At 65.2% G+C, this 16,814-nt stretch carries 18 protein-coding genes; 8 read left to right on the plus strand and 10 right to left on the minus strand.

Features of this window, described 5'->3' with window-relative positions; all coding sequences use genetic code 11:
• The first annotated feature begins 2 nt into the window (after nucleotides 1-2).
• Together moaD and AC59GX_RS14320 are read left to right on the plus strand one after the other, a co-directional pair.
• Nucleotides 3-260, plus strand: coding sequence for a molybdopterin converting factor subunit 1 (gene moaD, locus AC59GX_RS14315; protein WP_426281253.1), 258 nt, complete (start codon nucleotides 3-5; stop codon nucleotides 258-260).
• A complete protein-coding gene (locus AC59GX_RS14320; RefSeq protein WP_426281252.1) occupies nucleotides 257-706 on the plus strand; it encodes a molybdenum cofactor biosynthesis protein MoaE in 450 nt (149 codons plus the stop codon). The genes moaD and AC59GX_RS14320 overlap by 4 nt, the downstream gene beginning before the upstream one ends.
• A 112-nt stretch (nucleotides 707-818) precedes the next feature.
• On the opposite strand, the gene AC59GX_RS14325 is transcribed toward AC59GX_RS14320, so the two are convergent.
• From AC59GX_RS14325 to AC59GX_RS14335, 3 genes are all read right to left on the minus strand, one after another.
• Complete coding sequence (locus tag AC59GX_RS14325) at nucleotides 819-1,490, minus strand: fasciclin domain-containing protein (RefSeq protein WP_497301943.1); 672 nt, start codon at nucleotides 1,488-1,490, stop codon at nucleotides 819-821.
• A 134-nt stretch (nucleotides 1,491-1,624) separates the two neighbouring features.
• Nucleotides 1,625-2,257: a fasciclin domain-containing protein gene (locus AC59GX_RS14330; RefSeq protein ID WP_497301945.1), complete on the minus strand. Its 633-nt coding sequence runs from the start codon at nucleotides 2,255-2,257 to the stop codon at nucleotides 1,625-1,627.
• A gap of 234 nt (nucleotides 2,258-2,491) precedes the next feature.
• Nucleotides 2,492-3,394: a hydrogen peroxide-inducible genes activator gene (locus tag AC59GX_RS14335; RefSeq protein WP_056057748.1), complete on the minus strand. Its 903-nt coding sequence runs from the start codon at nucleotides 3,392-3,394 to the stop codon at nucleotides 2,492-2,494.
• Nucleotides 3,395-3,541: 147 nt separating this feature from the next.
• On the opposite strand from AC59GX_RS14335, the gene AC59GX_RS14340 reads away from it, so the two are divergent.
• Nucleotides 3,542-4,087: a peroxiredoxin gene (locus AC59GX_RS14340; protein ID WP_055879693.1), complete on the plus strand. Its 546-nt coding sequence runs from the start codon at nucleotides 3,542-3,544 to the stop codon at nucleotides 4,085-4,087.
• A 128-nt stretch (nucleotides 4,088-4,215) separates the two neighbouring features.
• Complete coding sequence (ahpD, locus tag AC59GX_RS14345; RefSeq protein ID WP_056051403.1) at nucleotides 4,216-4,734, plus strand: alkylhydroperoxidase, AhpD family; 519 nt, start codon at nucleotides 4,216-4,218, stop codon at nucleotides 4,732-4,734.
• A gap of 115 nt (nucleotides 4,735-4,849) precedes the next feature.
• Here ahpD and AC59GX_RS14350 read toward each other — a convergent pair whose 3' ends face one another.
• Nucleotides 4,850-5,617: a sulfite exporter TauE/SafE family protein gene (locus tag AC59GX_RS14350; RefSeq protein WP_056052944.1), complete on the minus strand. Its 768-nt coding sequence runs from the start codon at nucleotides 5,615-5,617 to the stop codon at nucleotides 4,850-4,852.
• Between the two features lie 162 nt (nucleotides 5,618-5,779).
• On the opposite strand from AC59GX_RS14350, the gene epsC reads away from it, so the two are divergent.
• Nucleotides 5,780-6,472, plus strand: a complete 693-nt coding sequence (gene epsC, locus AC59GX_RS14355) for a serine O-acetyltransferase EpsC (RefSeq protein ID WP_056057758.1) — start codon at nucleotides 5,780-5,782, stop codon at nucleotides 6,470-6,472.
• Between the two features lie 13 nt (nucleotides 6,473-6,485).
• Nucleotides 6,486-6,824, plus strand: coding sequence for a DUF2794 domain-containing protein (locus tag AC59GX_RS14360; RefSeq protein ID WP_426281249.1), 339 nt, complete (start codon nucleotides 6,486-6,488; stop codon nucleotides 6,822-6,824).
• 180 nt (nucleotides 6,825-7,004) lie between these two features.
• Here AC59GX_RS14360 and AC59GX_RS14365 read toward each other — a convergent pair whose 3' ends face one another.
• Both AC59GX_RS14365 and pncB read right to left on the minus strand, forming a co-directional pair.
• Entirely contained in the window at nucleotides 7,005-9,929 is a 2,925-nt protein-coding gene (locus AC59GX_RS14365) for a TonB-dependent receptor plug domain-containing protein (RefSeq protein WP_497301949.1), read from the minus strand.
• Between the two features lie 158 nt (nucleotides 9,930-10,087).
• The gene (gene pncB, locus AC59GX_RS14370) at nucleotides 10,088-11,392 is read right to left on the minus strand and encodes a nicotinate phosphoribosyltransferase (protein WP_426281247.1); all 1,305 of its coding nucleotides are present in this window, start codon (nucleotides 11,390-11,392) and stop codon (nucleotides 10,088-10,090) included.
• 82 nt (nucleotides 11,393-11,474) lie between these two features.
• Here pncB and AC59GX_RS14375 point away from each other — a divergent pair, with 82 nt between their 5' ends.
• Entirely contained in the window at nucleotides 11,475-12,089 is a 615-nt protein-coding gene (locus tag AC59GX_RS14375) for an isochorismatase family protein (protein WP_426281246.1), read from the plus strand.
• 87 nt (nucleotides 12,090-12,176) lie between these two features.
• Here AC59GX_RS14375 and AC59GX_RS14380 read toward each other — a convergent pair whose 3' ends face one another.
• Entirely contained in the window at nucleotides 12,177-13,472 is a 1,296-nt protein-coding gene (locus AC59GX_RS14380; protein WP_426281244.1) for a glycoside hydrolase family 130 protein, read from the minus strand.
• A 248-nt stretch (nucleotides 13,473-13,720) separates the two neighbouring features.
• On the opposite strand from AC59GX_RS14380, the gene AC59GX_RS14385 reads away from it, so the two are divergent.
• Nucleotides 13,721-13,849, plus strand: a complete 129-nt coding sequence (locus AC59GX_RS14385; RefSeq protein ID WP_426281242.1) for a hypothetical protein — start codon at nucleotides 13,721-13,723, stop codon at nucleotides 13,847-13,849.
• A gap of 22 nt (nucleotides 13,850-13,871) precedes the next feature.
• On the opposite strand, the gene AC59GX_RS14390 is transcribed toward AC59GX_RS14385, so the two are convergent.
• The 3 genes from AC59GX_RS14390 to AC59GX_RS14400 all read right to left on the minus strand — a co-directional run bounded on the left by AC59GX_RS14390 (nucleotide 13,872) and on the right by AC59GX_RS14400 (nucleotide 16,770).
• Nucleotides 13,872-14,591: an EF-hand domain-containing protein gene (locus AC59GX_RS14390; RefSeq protein WP_497301952.1), complete on the minus strand. Its 720-nt coding sequence runs from the start codon at nucleotides 14,589-14,591 to the stop codon at nucleotides 13,872-13,874.
• 77 nt (nucleotides 14,592-14,668) lie between these two features.
• Complete coding sequence (locus AC59GX_RS14395; RefSeq protein WP_426281238.1) at nucleotides 14,669-16,048, minus strand: sensor histidine kinase; 1,380 nt, start codon at nucleotides 16,046-16,048, stop codon at nucleotides 14,669-14,671.
• The gene (locus AC59GX_RS14400) at nucleotides 16,048-16,770 is read right to left on the minus strand and encodes a response regulator (RefSeq protein ID WP_426281838.1); all 723 of its coding nucleotides are present in this window, start codon (nucleotides 16,768-16,770) and stop codon (nucleotides 16,048-16,050) included. The genes AC59GX_RS14395 and AC59GX_RS14400 overlap by 1 nt, the downstream gene beginning before the upstream one ends.
• Nucleotides 16,771-16,814: the final 44 nt, after the last annotated feature.

Below are 16,814 nucleotides of genomic sequence, written 5' to 3' on the forward strand. Positions count from 1 at the left end.
AAATGACGTTACGAATGGTGTATTTCGCCTGGGTGCGCGAGCGCATCGGCACGGGTGAAGAGTCGGTCGAGCCGCCGGCGAGCGTCGTGACGGTGGCGGACCTGGTCGATTGGCTGGCCGAGACGAGCCCGGCGCATGCGGGAGCTTTCGAGAACCGATCGCGGTTGCGCGCGGCGATCGATCAGGATTTCGTGCCGCTCGATACGCCGATCGGCCGCGCGCAGGAGATCGCGATCTTCCCACCGGTGACCGGCGGATGATCCACATCTCGGTCCAGCAGTCTGCGATCGATATCGCGGCCGAGATGATGCGCGCGGAAGCGGCAGGGGCGGGCGCGGTGGCGACGTTCACTGGGCTGGTGCGTGCTGACGACGGCGTGGGGACGCTCGAACTCGAACATTATCCCGGCGCGACCGAGGCTGCGTTGATGAAGGTTGCCGAGGGTGCGATCGAGCGCTGGTCGCTGAGTGCGGCGATCATCGTGCACCGCGTCGGACCGATGCATCCGGGCGAGCGGATCGTGTTCGTTGCGGCGACGGCGGCGCACCGTGGCGCGGCACTGGAGGCCTGCGCGTACCTGATCGATCGGTTGAAGACCGACGCTCCGTTCTGGAAGCGCGAGACGCGCGGAGTCGAAGCTAGCTGGGTCGAAGCGCGTGATGGAGACCATGCCGCCGCGGCACGCTGGGATATGTCGAAGGGCTAACCCAGAGAATGTTCTCCCGCGAAGGCGGGAGCCCAGACTGGATCCCCGCCTTCGCTGGGAAACAAAGTAGTGCGGGCCGCGCTCCCGGATGGGATCGCGGCCCGCAGTCGCATCAGCCGAGCTTCGGAACGCTCATGCCGTTGGTGAGATGAACGACGCCGTTCGTCTCCTTGATGTCCGCCGTATCGACGTACGACTTGATACCGGCCGTGTCGGTCAACTCGATGTTCCCGTTCGGCCCAAGCCCTGCGATCAACGGCTGGCCTGCCAGCGTCGTCAGCGTTGCCTTGCCACCGCCCGCGGTGATCTGCGCCTTCAACTGGTCCGCGGTCAGCGCACCGGCAACGACGTGATACTTGATGATCGTCGCCAGCGTCGGTGCCGACTCAGGCTTCAATAGCGTGTCGAGCGCACCGGCGGGCAGGCGCGTGAAGGCCTCGTCGCTCGGTGCGAACAGCGTGTACGGGCCAGGGCCTGCGAGCGTCGCCTGCAACTTCGCGGCGGTCACCAGCTTTGCCAGCGTCGCGCGGTTCGGCAGCGTTGGCAGTGCAGCGGCGATGGTCGTCGTTGCTGCAGCAGTCGGGGCGACAGGCGCGCCGGGCTGTTGCGGAGCAACCGCCGTGCCAAGTGCCGCCGGAGTGGATGGCGTCGCTGGCATCGCCGTCTGTGGTGCGGCCGGTGCCGCAGTCCGCGGCGCGATTGGCGCTGCCGTCTGGGCAGTCGCACCAGTGGCAATAAACAGGCTCGTTGCCGCAGCAATCATAAGGTGGGTCTTAACAGTCATCTGCAACTCCAGAGATTGTGATTGGGACGGATGAAACTCGAACGATGGAATTTGGGGATAGAGGCGGCGATCTCAACTATTTCACCGACAGGATGTAGCATCGGTACGATGAACCGAGCCTGTCTAACTCATATTTAGCTCAGTTTAGGGACGATCACGCCATTCACGACGTGAACGACGCCGTTCGACTGGCGGACATCTGCTGTCTCGACATAACTCTTGTTACCGTTGACGTCGGTCAACGCGATGACCGCGCCTACCATTGTCGCAGTGATCGGGTCACCCTCGACCGTGGTCAACGTCGCGGTACCGCCACCGGCCGCGATGCGCTGGCGCAGATCGTCGGCAGTGATGACGCCCGGCACGACGTGATACGTCAACACCTTGGTCAACGAGGCCTTGTTCTCGGGCTTCAGCAAGGTGTCGACCATGCCGGGCGCGAGCCGTCCGAACGCATCGTTGGTCGGGGCGAATACGGTGAAGGGGCCGGGGCCGGACAACGTGCCGACCAGGTCTGCGGCCTTCACCGCGGCAACCAGGGTCGACAGGTTCGGCGCGGCGGACGCGTTATCGACTATCGTCCGCGTCGCCATCATCGTCACGCCGCCGACGGTCGGATTGGCGACTGCGGGCGGCCCGTTCGGTACCGCCAGTGCGGGATTGGCGGGCGTCGTCGAGGCGCTGGCCACGTCGTCCCTGGATTTGCCGCTGCACGCGGCGAGTGCCAGCGCGCTGGTCATCAGCAGCAGTGGAAGCGTCTTCGACATCGTTCGGTCTCCAGCGGGAACTGGGAAACATACGATCGAAGGCCGAGTTGGTTGCGCAAGCGTGTCGATCTCGGGATGGGGCGAAGACCGAGCGCGCCCAGTTCGCAACGGCCTCCCATCCCTGAAAGGGAGGGGCAGGGGGTGGGTCGGCTTCCGCATCGGAGAACGTCGGCGACACGAGCCGGCCTACCCACCCCCAACCCCTCCCTTTCAGGGATGGGGGCAGAAGTGAGTCTATTGAACGTCTGCCAGCGCCTTTGCCATCAAACGGAAGTCCTTTTCGCGCGGACTGGCGCGGCGCCAGACGAGCGCGATCCGCCGCACCGCATTCTTCTCGTCGAGCGGCCTCGCCGTGATGTTGGTGTTGTCGAGGATCCCCGCCTTCAGCGCCATTTCCGGCAGCATCGTGATGCCAAGGCCATTGTCGACCATCTGGACGATCGTGTGCAGCGACGTTCCCAGCATCGTCGCCTCCGCACGCAACTCCGGCCGGTTGCACGCGCCGAGCGCATGGTCCTTCAGGCAATGCCCGTCCTCGAGCAGCAGTAGCCGCGTCTCGTCGATCGCCGACGCGGGGATCGCGGGCAGTGCGGTCGGCTCCTCGCCCGACGGATAGGCGACGAACAGTCGATCCTCGAACAGCGTCTCGGACGTCACTTCGCCACATGCGTAGGGTAGCGCCAGCAGCACGCAGTCGGTGCGGCCATTGTGCAGTCCCTCGCACGCCGGACCACTTGGCTCCTCTCGGAGGAACAGCTTCAGGTCGGGATAGTCCTTCCGCAACCGCGGCAGGATTCTCGGCAGCATGAACGGCGCGATCGTCGGGATGACGCTCATCCGCATGTCACCCGACAGCGGCTGGCCGGCGGCGCGCGCCATGTCGCCCAGTTCCTCCGCCTCGCGCAGCACGCGCCGCGCTTTGTCGGCGATTCCGTCGCCCAACGGCGTGAACCGCACGACTCGCCGGGTACGCTCGACCAGCACCACGCCGATCAGCGTTTCCAACTCGCGAAGGCCCGCCGACAGCGTCGATTGCGTGACGAAACACGCCTCCGCGGCGCGTCCGAAATGGCCGTGGTCCTTCAGCGCAACAAGATATTGCAACTGTTTCAACGTGGGTAGGTAGGTCGCAGCCATTAATCGCCTCTATCGATCATCAGATGATAAATAGAGCGTTGGATCGATTACACCAGCCCCCTATACCGCAATGCACAACACCCGAGCGGGCCAACCGCCGCCTTTGAGGATGCCTGGAGCCAAGTTTATTTCCAGGAGGCTTCCATCATGTTGACCATCGGCGACCAGTTCCCATCGATGACCATTCCCGTCCAGCAGGGCACCGCAGCGCTGCCCGCCGGCGAGACGCTCGACCTCACGACGGCCTATCCCGGCAAGTGGAAGGTGCTGTTCTATTGGCCGAAGGACTTCACGTTCGTGTGCCCGACCGAGATCGTCGGCTACAGCGACATCCGCGGCGATTTCGAGGACCGCGACGCCGTGCTGATCGGCGCGTCGACCGACACCGCGCACGTCCACCTCGCCTGGCGCAAGTCGGATGCGGACCTCGCCGCTGCGGACTTCCCGTGGCTCGCGGATAACGGTGCGAAGCTCGCCGACGCGCTCGGCATCGTCGACAAGAACGAGCATGTCGCGTTCCGTGCGACCTTCATCATCGATCCGGACAACGTCATCCAGGCGGTCCAGGTCAACGGCCTGAACGTCGGCCGCAACCCCGCCGAGACGCTCCGCGTACTCGACGCGCTGCAGACCGACGAGCTCTGCCCGTGCAACTGGAACAAGGGCGACGACGTCCTCCAGCTCGCTGCGTAACTGAAACTCCCCTCCCGTTCGCGGGAGGGGTTGGGGGAGGGCGTGTCCATACGGGCCGCCCTCTCTTTTTGTCTCCAGTCCCTCCCCCGACCCCTCCCGCAGGCGGAAGGGGAGCAGAAGGAATTATCATGTCGCTCAAGGAATTCGCAGGGCAGCTGCCCGACTACGCCAAGGACATCCGCCTCAACGTCGGCTCGCTGCTGAACGAGACGCATCTCACCGACCAGCGCAAATACGGCCTGCTGCTGACCTGCGCGCACGGCTCGGGCTACAAGCCGCTGGTCGAAGCCGCCGAGGCCGAATGCGCGCCGAAACTCTCGCCCGAGGCCGCGAACGCAGCGCGTGCAGCCGCTGCGGTGATGGCGATGAACAACGTCTATTACCGGTTCACGCATCTCGCCGGAAACCAGGAATACCGCAACATGCCTGCCAAGCTGCGGATGAACGTGATCGGCCAGCCGGGTATCGACAAGGTCGATTTCGAGCTGTTCAGCCTTGCCGTGTCGGCGATGAACGGCTGCGGCATGTGCATCGACAGCCACGAGCAGATTCTGAAGAAGGCCGGTGTGACCGCGGAGGCGATCCAGACATCGGTGCGGATCGGCGCGGTGATGGCCGCGGTCGCGACGGTCCACGCCACGCTGTGACCCTCTGTCCCCCTCCCGCTTGCGGGAGGGGTTAGGGGAGGGGCCGGCCTCAAGTACGGCGTCGTATTTGGCACGCCCTCCCCCGACCCCTCCCGCAAGCGGGAGGGGAGTTCCGTTAGTGCCAGATCGCGCGGTATAGCCCGAAGAGGCTCGTGATCGTCAGGATCACCCCAACCAGCACCATCAGTGTCTTCGCCGGCACGCGCTTCGCCAGCATCGCTCCGAAAGGTGCCGCCAACACGCCGCCAATCAACAGCCCCACGGTGGCCTGCGTGAACGCCGCCCAGCCGAGCTGCGTGATGAACGTCGCCGAGATCGTCGCGGTCAGGAAAAACTCCGCCGTATTCACCGTCCCGATCGTGGTCCGCGGCGATGCGCCCTGTACCAGCAGATTCGACGTCACCACCGGGCCCCAGCCGCCCCCGCCCGCCGCGTCGAGGAACCCGCCGACCAGTCCGAGCGGCTCGACGATCTTCGGCTCCTTCTGCTTCGGCGGATAGCGCAAGCCCCTGTACAGCAGGTACACGCCGATCGACGTCAGATACGCAAGAATGAACGGTTTCGCCGTGCTCGCATCGATGTTCGACAGCACGTACGCGCCCAGCACGCCGCCGATCACGCCCGGGATCATCAGCCGCAGGAACAGCGTCCAGTTGACGTTCTTGTGCAGCACATGGCTGATCCCCGACACCGCGGTGGTGAAGGTCTCGACGGTATGCACGCCCGCCGACGCCGCGGCCGGTGGCACGCCGACCCACAGCAGCAGCGTGTTCGAAATCACCCCGAACGCCATCCCCAGCGCGCCATCGACGATCTGCGCGGCGAACCCGACCAGGATGAACGGCAACAGCGTCTCGAAGCTCAAGGTCGTCAGGTCGAACATCGGCATCCCCTCAATATCGCGCGCAGAGTGCAACGCGCGGGCTTATCCCACAACAAAGATAGGCTTTACCCCGATCCCGATGCGTTGAGGCGGCCCTTGCGTGCGGTTCTGGAAATCGGTCGTTCGATACCCTAGATACGGAAATCGCGAAGGGGACTGCGGATGTCGAGCGGATTACTGGCCTATCTGGATTCGATCCGCGCCCGCGATCCCGCACCGCATTCGCGCGCCGAGATCATGCTGTATCCCGGCGTCTGGGCGCTCGGCTATCACCGCATCGCGCATCGCCTGTACAAGGCGAAACTCTATTTCCTCGCGCGCTGCGTCAACCATTGGTCGCGGTTCACGACGGCGATCGACATCCATCCGGGTGCAACGATCGGCCGCAATTTCTTCATCGATCACGGCTTCGTGGTGATCGGCGAGACCGCGGAGATCGGCGATGACGTGACGATCTACCAGTGCGTCACGCTCGGCGGCACCAGCCCCGACAACGGCGTCCAGGGCAAGCGCCACCCGACCATCTCCGACGGCGCGATCATCGGCTCGGGCGCACAGGTGCTGGGCCCGATTACGCTCGGCAAGCGCTCGCGCGTCGGCGCCAACGCAGTCGTCACGCGCGACGTGCCGGCGGGCACGACGGTGGTCGGCATCCCCGCGCGCGCGACGACGATCGAGGGCGGCAACGCGCCCGAGGTACCCCGCTTCGTGCCTTACGGTACGCCGTGCAGCGAGATGTTCGATCCCGCCACGCAGAAGATGGAGATCATGCGCTGTGAGCTGGAGACGATGCGCAAGCGGCTCGACGCGCTGCTTGCCGACGAGCATCCAGAGGACCGCCGCGACCGCGCATGATGGTGAGTAACTGATGGGCGTCGTACCTTTTCCCACACCGTCCAAGGCGACGCAGATCGGCTTCGAACGCCTCGAACTGAACCGGATCCTGGACCTTTACGGCCGGATGGTCGCAGCGGGCCACTGGCGCGACTATGCGATCGACTTGGGCAAGGACGCGGCCGTCTTTGCCGCCTTCCGACGTGCCGCCGAACGGCCGGAGTTCAGAATCGAGAAACGCCCGTCGCTGCGTAACAAGCAGGGGATGTGGGCGCTGATTGGCGAGGGCGGCGCGGTGGTGAAACGCGGGCATGAGCTAGGGCCAGTGCTGGCCCCGGTCGAGCGCCGTTTCATGAAGTTGGTCGAAGACTAGGCCGAACTTTGTGATCCTCCCCCGCCAGGGGGAGGTGGATCGCGTAGCGAGACGGAGGGGGAGGAAAGGGAAACCGCTGTTCCGTATCCTCCCCCTCCGTCGCTTCGCGCCACCTCCCCCTGGCGGGGGAGGATCGACTAGCCTGCCCATTCACAATGAGCGGACAGGCATCTCATAAGATTAAAGCCCCCACGACAGACGGATATACCCGAACTGCCCCGGCACGTCATACGTGCTCGGATCATAGTTTGGCCCGGTGCAGCTGAAGCACGCCGGCGGATCCTGGTTGAAGACGTTGTTCACGCCGATCGTCAGCCCCAGCCGGTTCTCCAGCCAGCCCGGCGACAGGGTAACCTGGACATCGCCGTAGAAGGTGTTGTCGAGTGTCTTGCCGTCCGCTTCCTTCACGCTCTTGATGTAGCGGCCGGTGAACGAGGCGCGCGCCATGCCGATGTCCCAGTCGACGACCGCATTGCCCTTGAACTTCGGATAGGACTGCTCGGGCGACCCACGCGTCGTACCCTGGTAATTGGTGGTGGTGAAGCCGACCGTCGCCGGGAAGCTCTCGGCGTATTTCAGCAGGATGTTGCCGTTGAGCGATAGCCCGAACGTCCCCGCCGACGTCTGCGGCGAGCGATAGACTGCGGTGACGTCGACGCCGCGGGTGCGGATCCCGCCGATGTTCTGCAATTGCGCGTTGATGCGCGAGATGATCCCGTTGGGCGTGCGGGAGATCGCTGCACAGCTGAGGGCGTCCGCCGCCTGCGAACAGCGGCTGAGCGTCAGCGTCGCGTCGGTCGCCGCGATCGCGTCGTCGACCTTGATGTCGTAATAATTACCTTCGATGCTCAACTGGCTGGCGATCCCGCTGGTCCGTGCCCAGCTCGGCGCATACACCGCGCCGAACAGCCAGGTGCGCGACGTCTCGGGCTTCAACGCCTCATTGCCGCCGGTCAGTACGCTCAGCTGCCCGCCATTCGGTTCCTGATAGCTGCCGTTCGCGGGCACGCCGTTGGCGATGCAGTTGGCGCGGACGGTCGCGGACGACTGGAACGGCGATCCGGCGACGTTGGTGCAAGGATCGTCGATCGCGGCGTCGGACCGCGATGCCGCGCCGAACAGTTCGCCGATGCTCGGTGCGCGGAAGCCCTGCGCATAGGAGGCGCGCAACAGCAGGTCGCTGAACGGCTTCCACAGGCCGCTGCCGGTATAGGTCGTGTTGCTGCCGCTGATCGAATAGTTCGAATGCCGCACCGCGCCGCCGATCTCGAGCGACTGGATGAGCGGCGTGTTGTGGATCAGGGGTACCCGCAGCTCGGCATAGACTTCGTCCGAGTTGAAGTGTCCACGTGCCGGTTGGGCCGGGATATCCGCACCGAGCCCTGCGGTGATCAGCGGATCGGGCGTGAAGCTGCCATATTGGACGCGGTGCTCATAGCCCGCGGCGAGACCCACGGCGCCGGCGGGAAGGTCGAACAGGTCGCCCGAGATATTGGCGGTATAGTCTTCCAGGCTCTGCGAACTGCGCGCACGCTCGTCGAACGCGATGAAGCCCAGCATCGCGGGCGTAACCGAGCCTGCACCGCCGAAGATGTTGAACGGTACGCATGCCCCGGTGCAGTTCGCGACCGGGCCTAGTGCCTGGGCCAGATTGGCCGCGTTGATGTTGCCCGTGAACAGCTGCTTGGCATCGTTGAAGCCGAGGACGGCGTTGACGTCCCAGTAGAATTTGTGGCTGCCGACGTTGAACGAACCGTCGAGCGTCGCGGTCGCCGACATCGTGTCGACGGTCTGCGAATAGGTCCGCTGCCCAGCCTCGACGAGGCGTCGACGCACCGTCGAATAGTTCGCCGGACCATTGCCCGCGCCGCCCGCCGACAGCGTGTAGCCGAACGGATTGAAGGGGTTGGTCGCATCGACCGAGATCGTGTCGAGCAGGTTGCCGTTGCCAGCGTCCGGCCCGATCACGAGCGGCAGGAACGCCGCCTGGTTCTGCGAATTGCGTCGCGTGTAGTTCATCTTCACGCGCAGGTTCACGTTGTCGGTGAGTTCCTGCTTGGCGCTGACGAAGAAGCCGTAGCGCTCCGACGGGGTCAGGAAATAGTTGAACGGCGAGAAGTTGAAGCGGTCGGCGGACGTGAATTCCTTGAAATCGCTGTTCGGGCCGGTCGGATTGGCGGCGTCGTAGCGTGGCCGCCCGAGGATAGGCGCCGACTTCAACGTCAGGTTCCGGCCACCGACCTGGAAGAATCCGTTGGGGGTAGCGCCCGAACAGCCACCAATGACGTCCGAGCAACTTGTCTGGCCAGGGTTGGGGAACTGCGAAATCTTTCGATCGCGCGTGCTGACCGCCTCCTGCTTCACGTAGCTGCCGCCGAACACCACGCTCGTGCGCGGCGCCTGGATGCCGTAGCTGACGTTATAGTCCTGCGTATGGCCGTCGCCCTGGCGGAACGTGCCGAACTGCGCGGACGCCTTGAGGCCCTTTTGCTGCGATTTGGTGATGATGTTGACGACGCCGGCCAGCGCGTCCGATCCGTAAAGCGGCGACTGGCCCGACTGGAGGATTTCGATCCGCTCGATCGAGCCGACCTGGATCGTGTTCAGATCGACGGTCGAGGGGATGCCGCTCGCCGATGCGCCGTTGACGAAGCGAAGACCGTCGACCAGCACCAGCGTCCGCTTGGCGGTGAGATAGCGGAGGTCGATCTCGGCCGACCCTGCACCGACGCCACCGCCGTCGGGCGGATTGCCGATGTTACCCGAATTGTTGACCTTCGAATTGAGCCCGCCCGCCGCGCTCGGCAGCCGCTGGAGAACGTCGGCGACCGACGAAAGCCCGGTGCGCTGGATCGACTGTGCATCGACCGTGACGACGGGGGAGGGCTGGTCGAGCGGACTACGGCGGATGCGCGATCCGGTCACGACGATCTCGTCTCCGCCAGCCTGGTCTACGGATGGGTCGGCAGCCTGCACGCCCTCCGCGGCCGGTGTCGTCACCGATTGTGCGAAGGCCGGCATCGCTGCGAGCATCGCCACCAATGCCAACCCGCTGGCGCCGGCATATTTGCTCGCGCCCGTGAACGTCTTGAACCCACGCTTCAACATTTTTCCCCTTGTCCGCGCCCCAGCAAACATCCGCTCTCTTATCTTATGTGTGCGAATGATGGCTCAGGGGCGTAACGAAGCAAGGGAAGATTGCGTGATGCGACAATTTTGTTGCGATATGTGTCCTGCGTGTTGCGCGCAGGACACGCAGGTGATCAGACTAAAACGGGTGCCGCGGCGCGATCCGCTTCCCCAAACACACGCAGATACCGCGCGATCTCCGTGGGTTCGCCCGTCGCCTTCGCCGGATTGTCGGACAGTTTTACCGCCGGGCGGCCATTCGCAGCGATCACCTTGCAGACCAGCGAGATCGGCTCCAGCGCCGCCGCGCCATCGGGATCGCAGCCGCGGAAGTCGTTGGTCAGGTTGGTCCCCCAGCCAAAACTCATCCGCACGCGGCCGTGGAAATGGCGATAGGTCTGCTCGATCGTGTCGATGTCCATCCCATCGGAGAAGATCAGCAGCTTGGTCTTGGGATCGACGCCCTGCTCCTCCCACCAGCGGATGATCTGCTCGCCGCCCGCGATCGGCGGCGCGCTGTCGGGACGGAAGCCGGTCCACTCCGCCAGCCAGTGCGGCGCGTTGCGCAGGAACGCGGTCGTCCCGAACGCATCGGGGAGGGCGATCAGGAGATTGCCGTTATAATGTTGCCGCCAATGCTCGAGCACGCGGTACGGGGCTTCGGCGAGGTCTGCGTCGCTGTTCGCCAGCGCGGCGGTCACCATCGGCAGTTCGTGCGCGTTCGTGCCGATTGCCTCCAGGTCGGCGTCCATCGCCAGCAGCACATTGGACGTACCGATGAACCGGTCGCCAAGCCCTTCCTTCAGCGCCTCGACGCACCAGCGCTGCCACAGGAATCCGTGCCGGCGCCGCGTGCCGAAGTCCGACAGCACGAGGTCGGGCAGTTCGCGCAACCGCTCGACCTTCTCCCACAGCTTGGCCTTGGCGCGCGCGTAGACGATGTCGAGTGCGAACCGACCGCGATCGCGCAGGGCCGCACGCGACTTCAGCTCGTTGATGATCGTCAGCGCGGGTATCTCCCACATCGTCGTGTGGCTCCACGGCCCTTCGAAATGCAGTTCATATTGCCCGTCGACCTTGCGTAGGTCGTACGAAGGCAATTGAAACTCGGCGAGCCATGCGAGGAACTCGGGCCCGAACATCTTCTGTTTGCCGTAGAAGCTGTTGCCCGCGAGCCAGATCAACTCCTTCTTTGCGAACCGCAGCGTCCGCGCGTGATCGAGCTGCGCGCGCAGCTCGTCCTCGTCGACGATCTCCGCGAGCCGCACGGTCTTGGTCCGGTTGATCAGCGCGAAGGTGGCGCTGACGTCGGGATAGACCTGCCGGATCATCTGCAACATCAACAGCTTGTAGAAATCGGTATCGAGCAGGCTGCGGACGATCGGATCGAGCCGGAAATTGTGATTGTACGTCCGGGTGGCGATATCGGTCACGGCCATGCACATGGGCTCCTGCGTTGCGTAGGGGCCGGGTGTCCGAGAAGACGCGTTTGTGTCAAGCAGCAGCCAAAGGAGATGGGCGATGGCGCGGTTCGTGGTCGTGGTGGATACGCAGTGGGATTTCATGGCGGGCGAGGGCGCGCTGAGCGTAGCGGGGGCCGACGCACTGGTCGCGCCGATGCAGGCGTGGCTGTCGGCTCTCACGTCTGACGAGGTTGCCGGCGTCCTGTTCACGTTCGACACGCATTTCGTCGAGACCTACGCCGGGTCGCCCGAGGCGCAGATGTTTCCGATCCACTGCGTGCGGGGGACGCGGGGGTGGGGCAACATGCTCGACGTCGCGCTCGTCGACCCGGCGATCCCGGCGTGGCGGATCGAGAAGGGTGTGTTCGACATGTGGGCCGAGCCAGGGCTTGCAATCGAGGATGCGCGGGATGCCGAGCGGCCGACTATTGAGCGCGAGGCGTTTTTCGCGGACTTGGCGGCGAGGAGCGTCACCGATGTCACGGTAATTGGGGTTGCGGCGGATTACTGCGTCCGTTGGGCCGTCGATGGACTCATCGCACACGGCTTCGCGGTGACCGTGCCGGCCGGGCTTACGCGCGGTATCGAGCGACAGATCGACGCGGTTGCCGCGGAAGATTTTGCAGGGGCGGGGCTGCTCGTCGAACGGGCCAGTACGCCGAACGCACCGTAAGATTGTTCTCCCGCGAAGGCGGGAGCCCAGACTGGGTCCCCGCCTTCGCGGGGAAACATGCTAGTGTCGACTGCCAGTTGGTTCGCCTCACGCCATCGCCGCAAGCAGCCGCCCGACATCCACCGTCGCGAACGAGGCGAAATTGTCCGCCACCCCGAACGGCAGCAACAGCGTGCGATCATGGACGATTCCGCCGCAGCTATACACGACGTTCGGCACATAACCGTCGCGTTCGGCTGGGCTCGGTACGATCAGCGGATCGGTCATTCGCGCGAGCAATTTGGTCGGGTCGGCCTTGTCGAGCAGGCATGCACCGATGCAGTAATTACGGACGCTGCCGACGCCGTGGGTCATCACCAGCCAGCCCTCGTCGATCTCGATCGGGGATCCGCAATTGCCCATCTGGATGAACTCCCACGGCCATTTCGGCTCGACGATCTTGGTGCCGCCGTCCCAGGTCAGCAGGTCGTCCGAGGTCAGGTACCAGATGTTCTCATTGTCCTGCCGTCCGAGCATCGCATACTGTCCGCCGATCTTACGCGGGAACAGCGCCATGCCCTTGGTTGCTGATACCGCGCCGCGCATCGGCTGCATCTCGAACGTCTTGAAGTCCTCGCCGCGCAGCAGTTCGCAGCGCGCTTCCGAGCCGCTGAACGCGGTATAGGTGCCCAAGTAATGCACCTCGCCATCGTCCTCGAACCGAACGAGCCGCAGGTCCTCGATCCCCTGATGCTGGCTCGGCAGGATCGGAAAGATCACCGTCTCCGACAATTCGCGACTGCCTCCACATTCCAGTCGGGTGGGACCGCCATCGGTCGCGCCCTGGTCGGTCGGCGTGACGCGCGGCGGCACCGCGGTCTGGCTCGACGGGTCGACCGAGAAACCGTCGTCGGGCGACCAACTCCCGGTGCGGAACGTCACCGACGAGACATGACCTTCGCCGATCCCGCGCAGCGACAGGATGAAGCGCAGGCCGCCTTCGGGTGCATTTGACTGGTCGGGGTCGAGGACCATGCTCGGGTTGAACAGCGCAGCCGCCTCGAACGAATATTCACCGCTGAGATAGGCGCCGATCAGCAGTTTCTGGTCGGGGTCGATCTCGCGCGGGTCCTTCAGCACTGCCATGATCTCGCCGAACCGGTGCAGGAGAAGCTCGTCGACATCGCGGTGGCGTTCGTCGAGCGACTCCATCACGCGACGACGTTCGGCGCGGAGTTCGTCGGGCGAGAGCGACAGAACGCGGTCGATCACGCGGACGGCGCGGGGATGGCCCTCGACCTTGAACGCGCCGGGATATTCGATGTTGAACGGCCGGATGACGGTCCGCGATGGGTCGGGCCGCAACTGGATATTGGAAAAGGCGACGAGTTCGGCTTCGGCCATGGTCGGCTCCAGGTGACGCGCTGTCGTCGCGTCGAAATGGACGCCACGACACTGCGAGGGGTGCCCGGCACTGAACGCCGAAACCGCCGCGTTGGCTACATGAATTCCCCGTCACGCGCGGCTGCCGAAACACCGCGGAAAACTTCGCCTGTCACACCATCAGCTCGATCATTCGACGACCGGTGCACGAAGGAAGCGGTATGCAGGCTCGACCATCACGACCCGGCAATTGTGCAATCGGCCGCCACATGCCGCGATCCCGGCACCGCGACGTGAAGGGCGAGCCGATCCAGCGCTCCGCCTGTCGGTGCTGCGGCGTGGCCATCGTCAAGTCCGCGGTCAGTCGTCGTTGGATCGTGTCGGGCATGCTTGGCTGAACCGAATGCCGCGACGATGGCGTCAGGGCTCGGCGCGTTCCGATGGCGGGACGGCCGGTTCGTCCGAGCCGTTCCGCCACGTCTCCCCGCCAGCGCGTGGGAGTTCGCCGCGGGTCAGCGCGCCGTCATGGTTACGGTCGAGCGCGGCGAAGCGCGTTACCGCAGCCTTGGCAAACTCGCCTGAATCGATACCGCGATTGAGGTTCGCGTCGGCTGCGATCACCGGCTCTGGCAAGTCGAAAAAGCCGTAGCGCGCGGCGCCGATGCGTTCGTGGACGACGGTGGCGCCCTTCTTGCTGTCGCCGTTGCCGAACTGCATGCCCTGGCCGCCTGACCCGCCGCCACCTCGTCCGCGTCCGCCACGGCCGCGCTCGCCACCTTCGGACCTTGGCCCACGGCCGCCGGACGCCACGCGGATCTCCGGAACCAGCACGTTCTCGTAATAGGCGATGTCGTCGGGATCGATCTCGCCATCCTTGCCGCGATCGAGCACCGCGAAGAAGCGCGCGGCATCATGCTGGAATTCGGCCATCGTGATCCGCCCGTTGCCATCGGTATCGGCGCCCGCGAACCACAAGTCTTGTGCGGCGCCCGGCTTCAGCGACGCGCGGAACGGTTCGCCCATCGGGCTGATGAACAACTGACCGCGGCCGTGCGCCGGACCGTGTCCGCCCTGAGGGTGCGGCGTCTGAGCCGAGCATCCGGCCAGCGCGGCGGCGATGCCGAGGTAAAGAATACGCATGCAATCTCCCGAAATGTCGTGATATTCGTCTGACACGGCGGTCGTTGCCGCTATGTTTTGGCTGACCGTGGCCCAGCTCAGATCGGCAACGTCACGCGCGCAAGCAACCCGACGCCCGGGCGGTTCTCGATCGTCGCATCTCCACCATGCGCGCGCGCCACCGCGCGGACGCTGGCGAGGCCAAGCCCGCTGCCGCCCGTGTCGCGGTTGCGCGATTGCTCGGCGCGGAAGAACGGCTCGAACGCGCGGGCGAGATCCGCTGGCGCCATGCCCGGTCCGGAGTCGCAAATCTCGACTATCGCGACCCCGTCCTCGCGGCGCACCTCCACTTCGGCATGGCCGGCATATTTGACCGCGTTGCCGACCAGGTTCGCGATCAGCGCCTTCAACGATGGCGCATCGCCCTCCAGTGCGAGTGGGTCGCCCGGATGCAACGCCACCGCATCGCCGCGATCAGCAAAGTCATCCGCGACGCTCTCGGCGAGCGACCGGAGATCGAGCCGCTGGCGGCGGACGTGGCGGGTCATGTCGCGGACGAACGCCATCGCCGAACCGATCCGCTCGCTCATCTCCTGGATGTCGCCTTCGCTTGCTGCACGGATATCGTCGGGCGCCTTTTCGAGCCGCAGCGACAGCCGCATCAATGGCGTCCGTAGATCATGCGCAACCGCGGCGATCAGGGTCGTCCGATCCTCGACATAGCGGTTCAATCGCTCCTGCATCAGGTTGAACGCGGTGGCCGCTTCGGCGATCTCGGGCGGACCGACGATCGGCAGCGGTTCGGCGCGAGGGTCGCGACCGAGACGCTCGGCGGCGGCGGCGAACAGCGCGATGGGCTTCACCACGCGCCGTGCCATCACCCAGGCAACCGCGGCGGCGACCACCATCGCGACCAGGAACCACAGGACGATCCGCATACGCCAGGGGCCGATCGTGGTGTGCGTCGGCCGGATCACGTGCCACCGCCCGTTCGGCGTCTCGATCGACACGACGAACGGGCCGAACAGCGCATTGTCGAACGATTGCGGCAGGTGCGCCGAACGACCCATGCCGAGCGGCAGCGGCGGCCGGAGTGCGCCTGCGAACAGCGGCATCGCCGACCGCTCGGTTTCGACGGTCACCTTGGTCCGCACCAGTCCGAGATCGGCGGCGATCGATTCGGCGAGCCGAGCGTCGCGCGGATTGTCGGTCGGGCGGGGTGGGCCGGTCGCAATCTCGACTTTGAGCTGACCGGTCGGGTCTCGCCCAGTCCGCGCCACCGCAGCGACGCGGTTGGCCGTGAAGATCTGCGGCCGAGGCGGCGGCATCAGCAGCACGATCGCAAAGTTCAGGATCTGGACCAGCAGCACGGTCGTCAGCCCCAGCACGAAGATGCGCAGGAACATCGGCCAGGACCGCTGCGGGTTACGCCGTATCGGCTGGTCGATCTTGCCGGCTGTCGCTGCCTGTTGGCGCATCACAGGCGCACCACGCGGGGAACGAAGAAATAGCCCTCGTTGCGGATCGTCCGGATGATCTCGTCGTCGTGCGAGCGCAGCTTGCGGCGCAAGCGGCTGACCTGCACGTCGATCGCGCGATCGAAGGCGTCGGTGTCGGGGCCTCGCGCCGCTTCCAGCAACGCATCGCGTGCCAGCACGCGCCGTGGTCGCTCGACGAACGCGCGCAACACCGCGAACTCGCCGTCGGTCAGGTCGATCAGCGTGCCGTCGGGATCGAACAGCTCGTGCGCCGCGAAATCGACGCGCCAGCCGAGGAACCCGAACGCGCGGCTGTCGCCCGCATCCTGCATCTCGCGTGCACGCAGCGCGGCACGAACCGTCGCCAGGATCTCGCGCGGGCTGCACGGCTTGGACAAATAATGGCTCGCGCCGATCTCCAGCCCCAGGATCCGGTCGGGTTCATCGCCCAGCGCGCTCAGCATCACCACCGGCGGCGCACCCGTCCGCGCCAAGCGACGGCACGCTGACAGACCGTCCTCGCCGGGCATCATCACGTCGAGCAGGATCAGCGACACCGCGCACCGTGCGAGCACGCCGTCCATTTCCTGCGCATTGATCGCGGTCTCGACCTGATAGCCGTGCATGCCCAGGCTCTGCGCCAGCAGCGTGCGGATCATGTGGTCGTCATCGACCACCAGCAGCACGGGTTTCGCAAGGTCGGGTACGGAAGCAGGGATCATGCCGCCGTCCTGCAAGGCAAGTGTGTTCGGCATATTTCCGTTGG

The organism is Sphingomonas sp. 320_CC (assembly GCF_059691795.1).

Excerpts from the sequence above, each read along its gene's own strand:
- moaD (WP_426281253.1), top strand. The coding sequence starts at position 3 with ATGACGTTACGAATGGTGTATTTCGCCTGGGTGCGCGAGCGCATCGGC.
- AC59GX_RS14320 (WP_426281252.1), top strand. The coding sequence starts at position 257 with ATGATCCACATCTCGGTCCAGCAGTCTGCGATCGATATCGCGGCCGAG.
- AC59GX_RS14325 (WP_497301943.1), bottom strand. The coding sequence starts at position 1,490 with ATGACTGTTAAGACCCACCTTATGATTGCTGCGGCAACGAGCCTGTTT.
- AC59GX_RS14330 (WP_497301945.1), bottom strand. The coding sequence starts at position 2,257 with ATGTCGAAGACGCTTCCACTGCTGCTGATGACCAGCGCGCTGGCACTC.
- AC59GX_RS14335 (WP_056057748.1), bottom strand. The coding sequence starts at position 3,394 with ATGGCTGCGACCTACCTACCCACGTTGAAACAGTTGCAATATCTTGTT.
- AC59GX_RS14340 (WP_055879693.1), top strand. The coding sequence starts at position 3,542 with ATGTTGACCATCGGCGACCAGTTCCCATCGATGACCATTCCCGTCCAG.
- ahpD (WP_056051403.1), top strand. The coding sequence starts at position 4,216 with ATGTCGCTCAAGGAATTCGCAGGGCAGCTGCCCGACTACGCCAAGGAC.
- AC59GX_RS14350 (WP_056052944.1), bottom strand. The coding sequence starts at position 5,617 with ATGTTCGACCTGACGACCTTGAGCTTCGAGACGCTGTTGCCGTTCATC.
- epsC (WP_056057758.1), top strand. The coding sequence starts at position 5,780 with ATGTCGAGCGGATTACTGGCCTATCTGGATTCGATCCGCGCCCGCGAT.
- AC59GX_RS14360 (WP_426281249.1), top strand. The coding sequence starts at position 6,486 with ATGGGCGTCGTACCTTTTCCCACACCGTCCAAGGCGACGCAGATCGGC.
- pncB (WP_426281247.1), bottom strand. The coding sequence starts at position 11,392 with ATGGCCGTGACCGATATCGCCACCCGGACGTACAATCACAATTTCCGG.
- AC59GX_RS14375 (WP_426281246.1), top strand. The coding sequence starts at position 11,475 with ATGGCGCGGTTCGTGGTCGTGGTGGATACGCAGTGGGATTTCATGGCG.
- AC59GX_RS14380 (WP_426281244.1), bottom strand. The coding sequence starts at position 13,472 with ATGGCCGAAGCCGAACTCGTCGCCTTTTCCAATATCCAGTTGCGGCCC.
- AC59GX_RS14385 (WP_426281242.1), top strand. The coding sequence starts at position 13,721 with ATGCCGCGATCCCGGCACCGCGACGTGAAGGGCGAGCCGATCCAGCGC.
- AC59GX_RS14390 (WP_497301952.1), bottom strand. The coding sequence starts at position 14,591 with ATGCGTATTCTTTACCTCGGCATCGCCGCCGCGCTGGCCGGATGCTCG.
- AC59GX_RS14395 (WP_426281238.1), bottom strand. The coding sequence starts at position 16,048 with ATGCGCCAACAGGCAGCGACAGCCGGCAAGATCGACCAGCCGATACGG.
- AC59GX_RS14400 (WP_426281838.1), bottom strand. The coding sequence starts at position 16,770 with ATGATCCCTGCTTCCGTACCCGACCTTGCGAAACCCGTGCTGCTGGTG.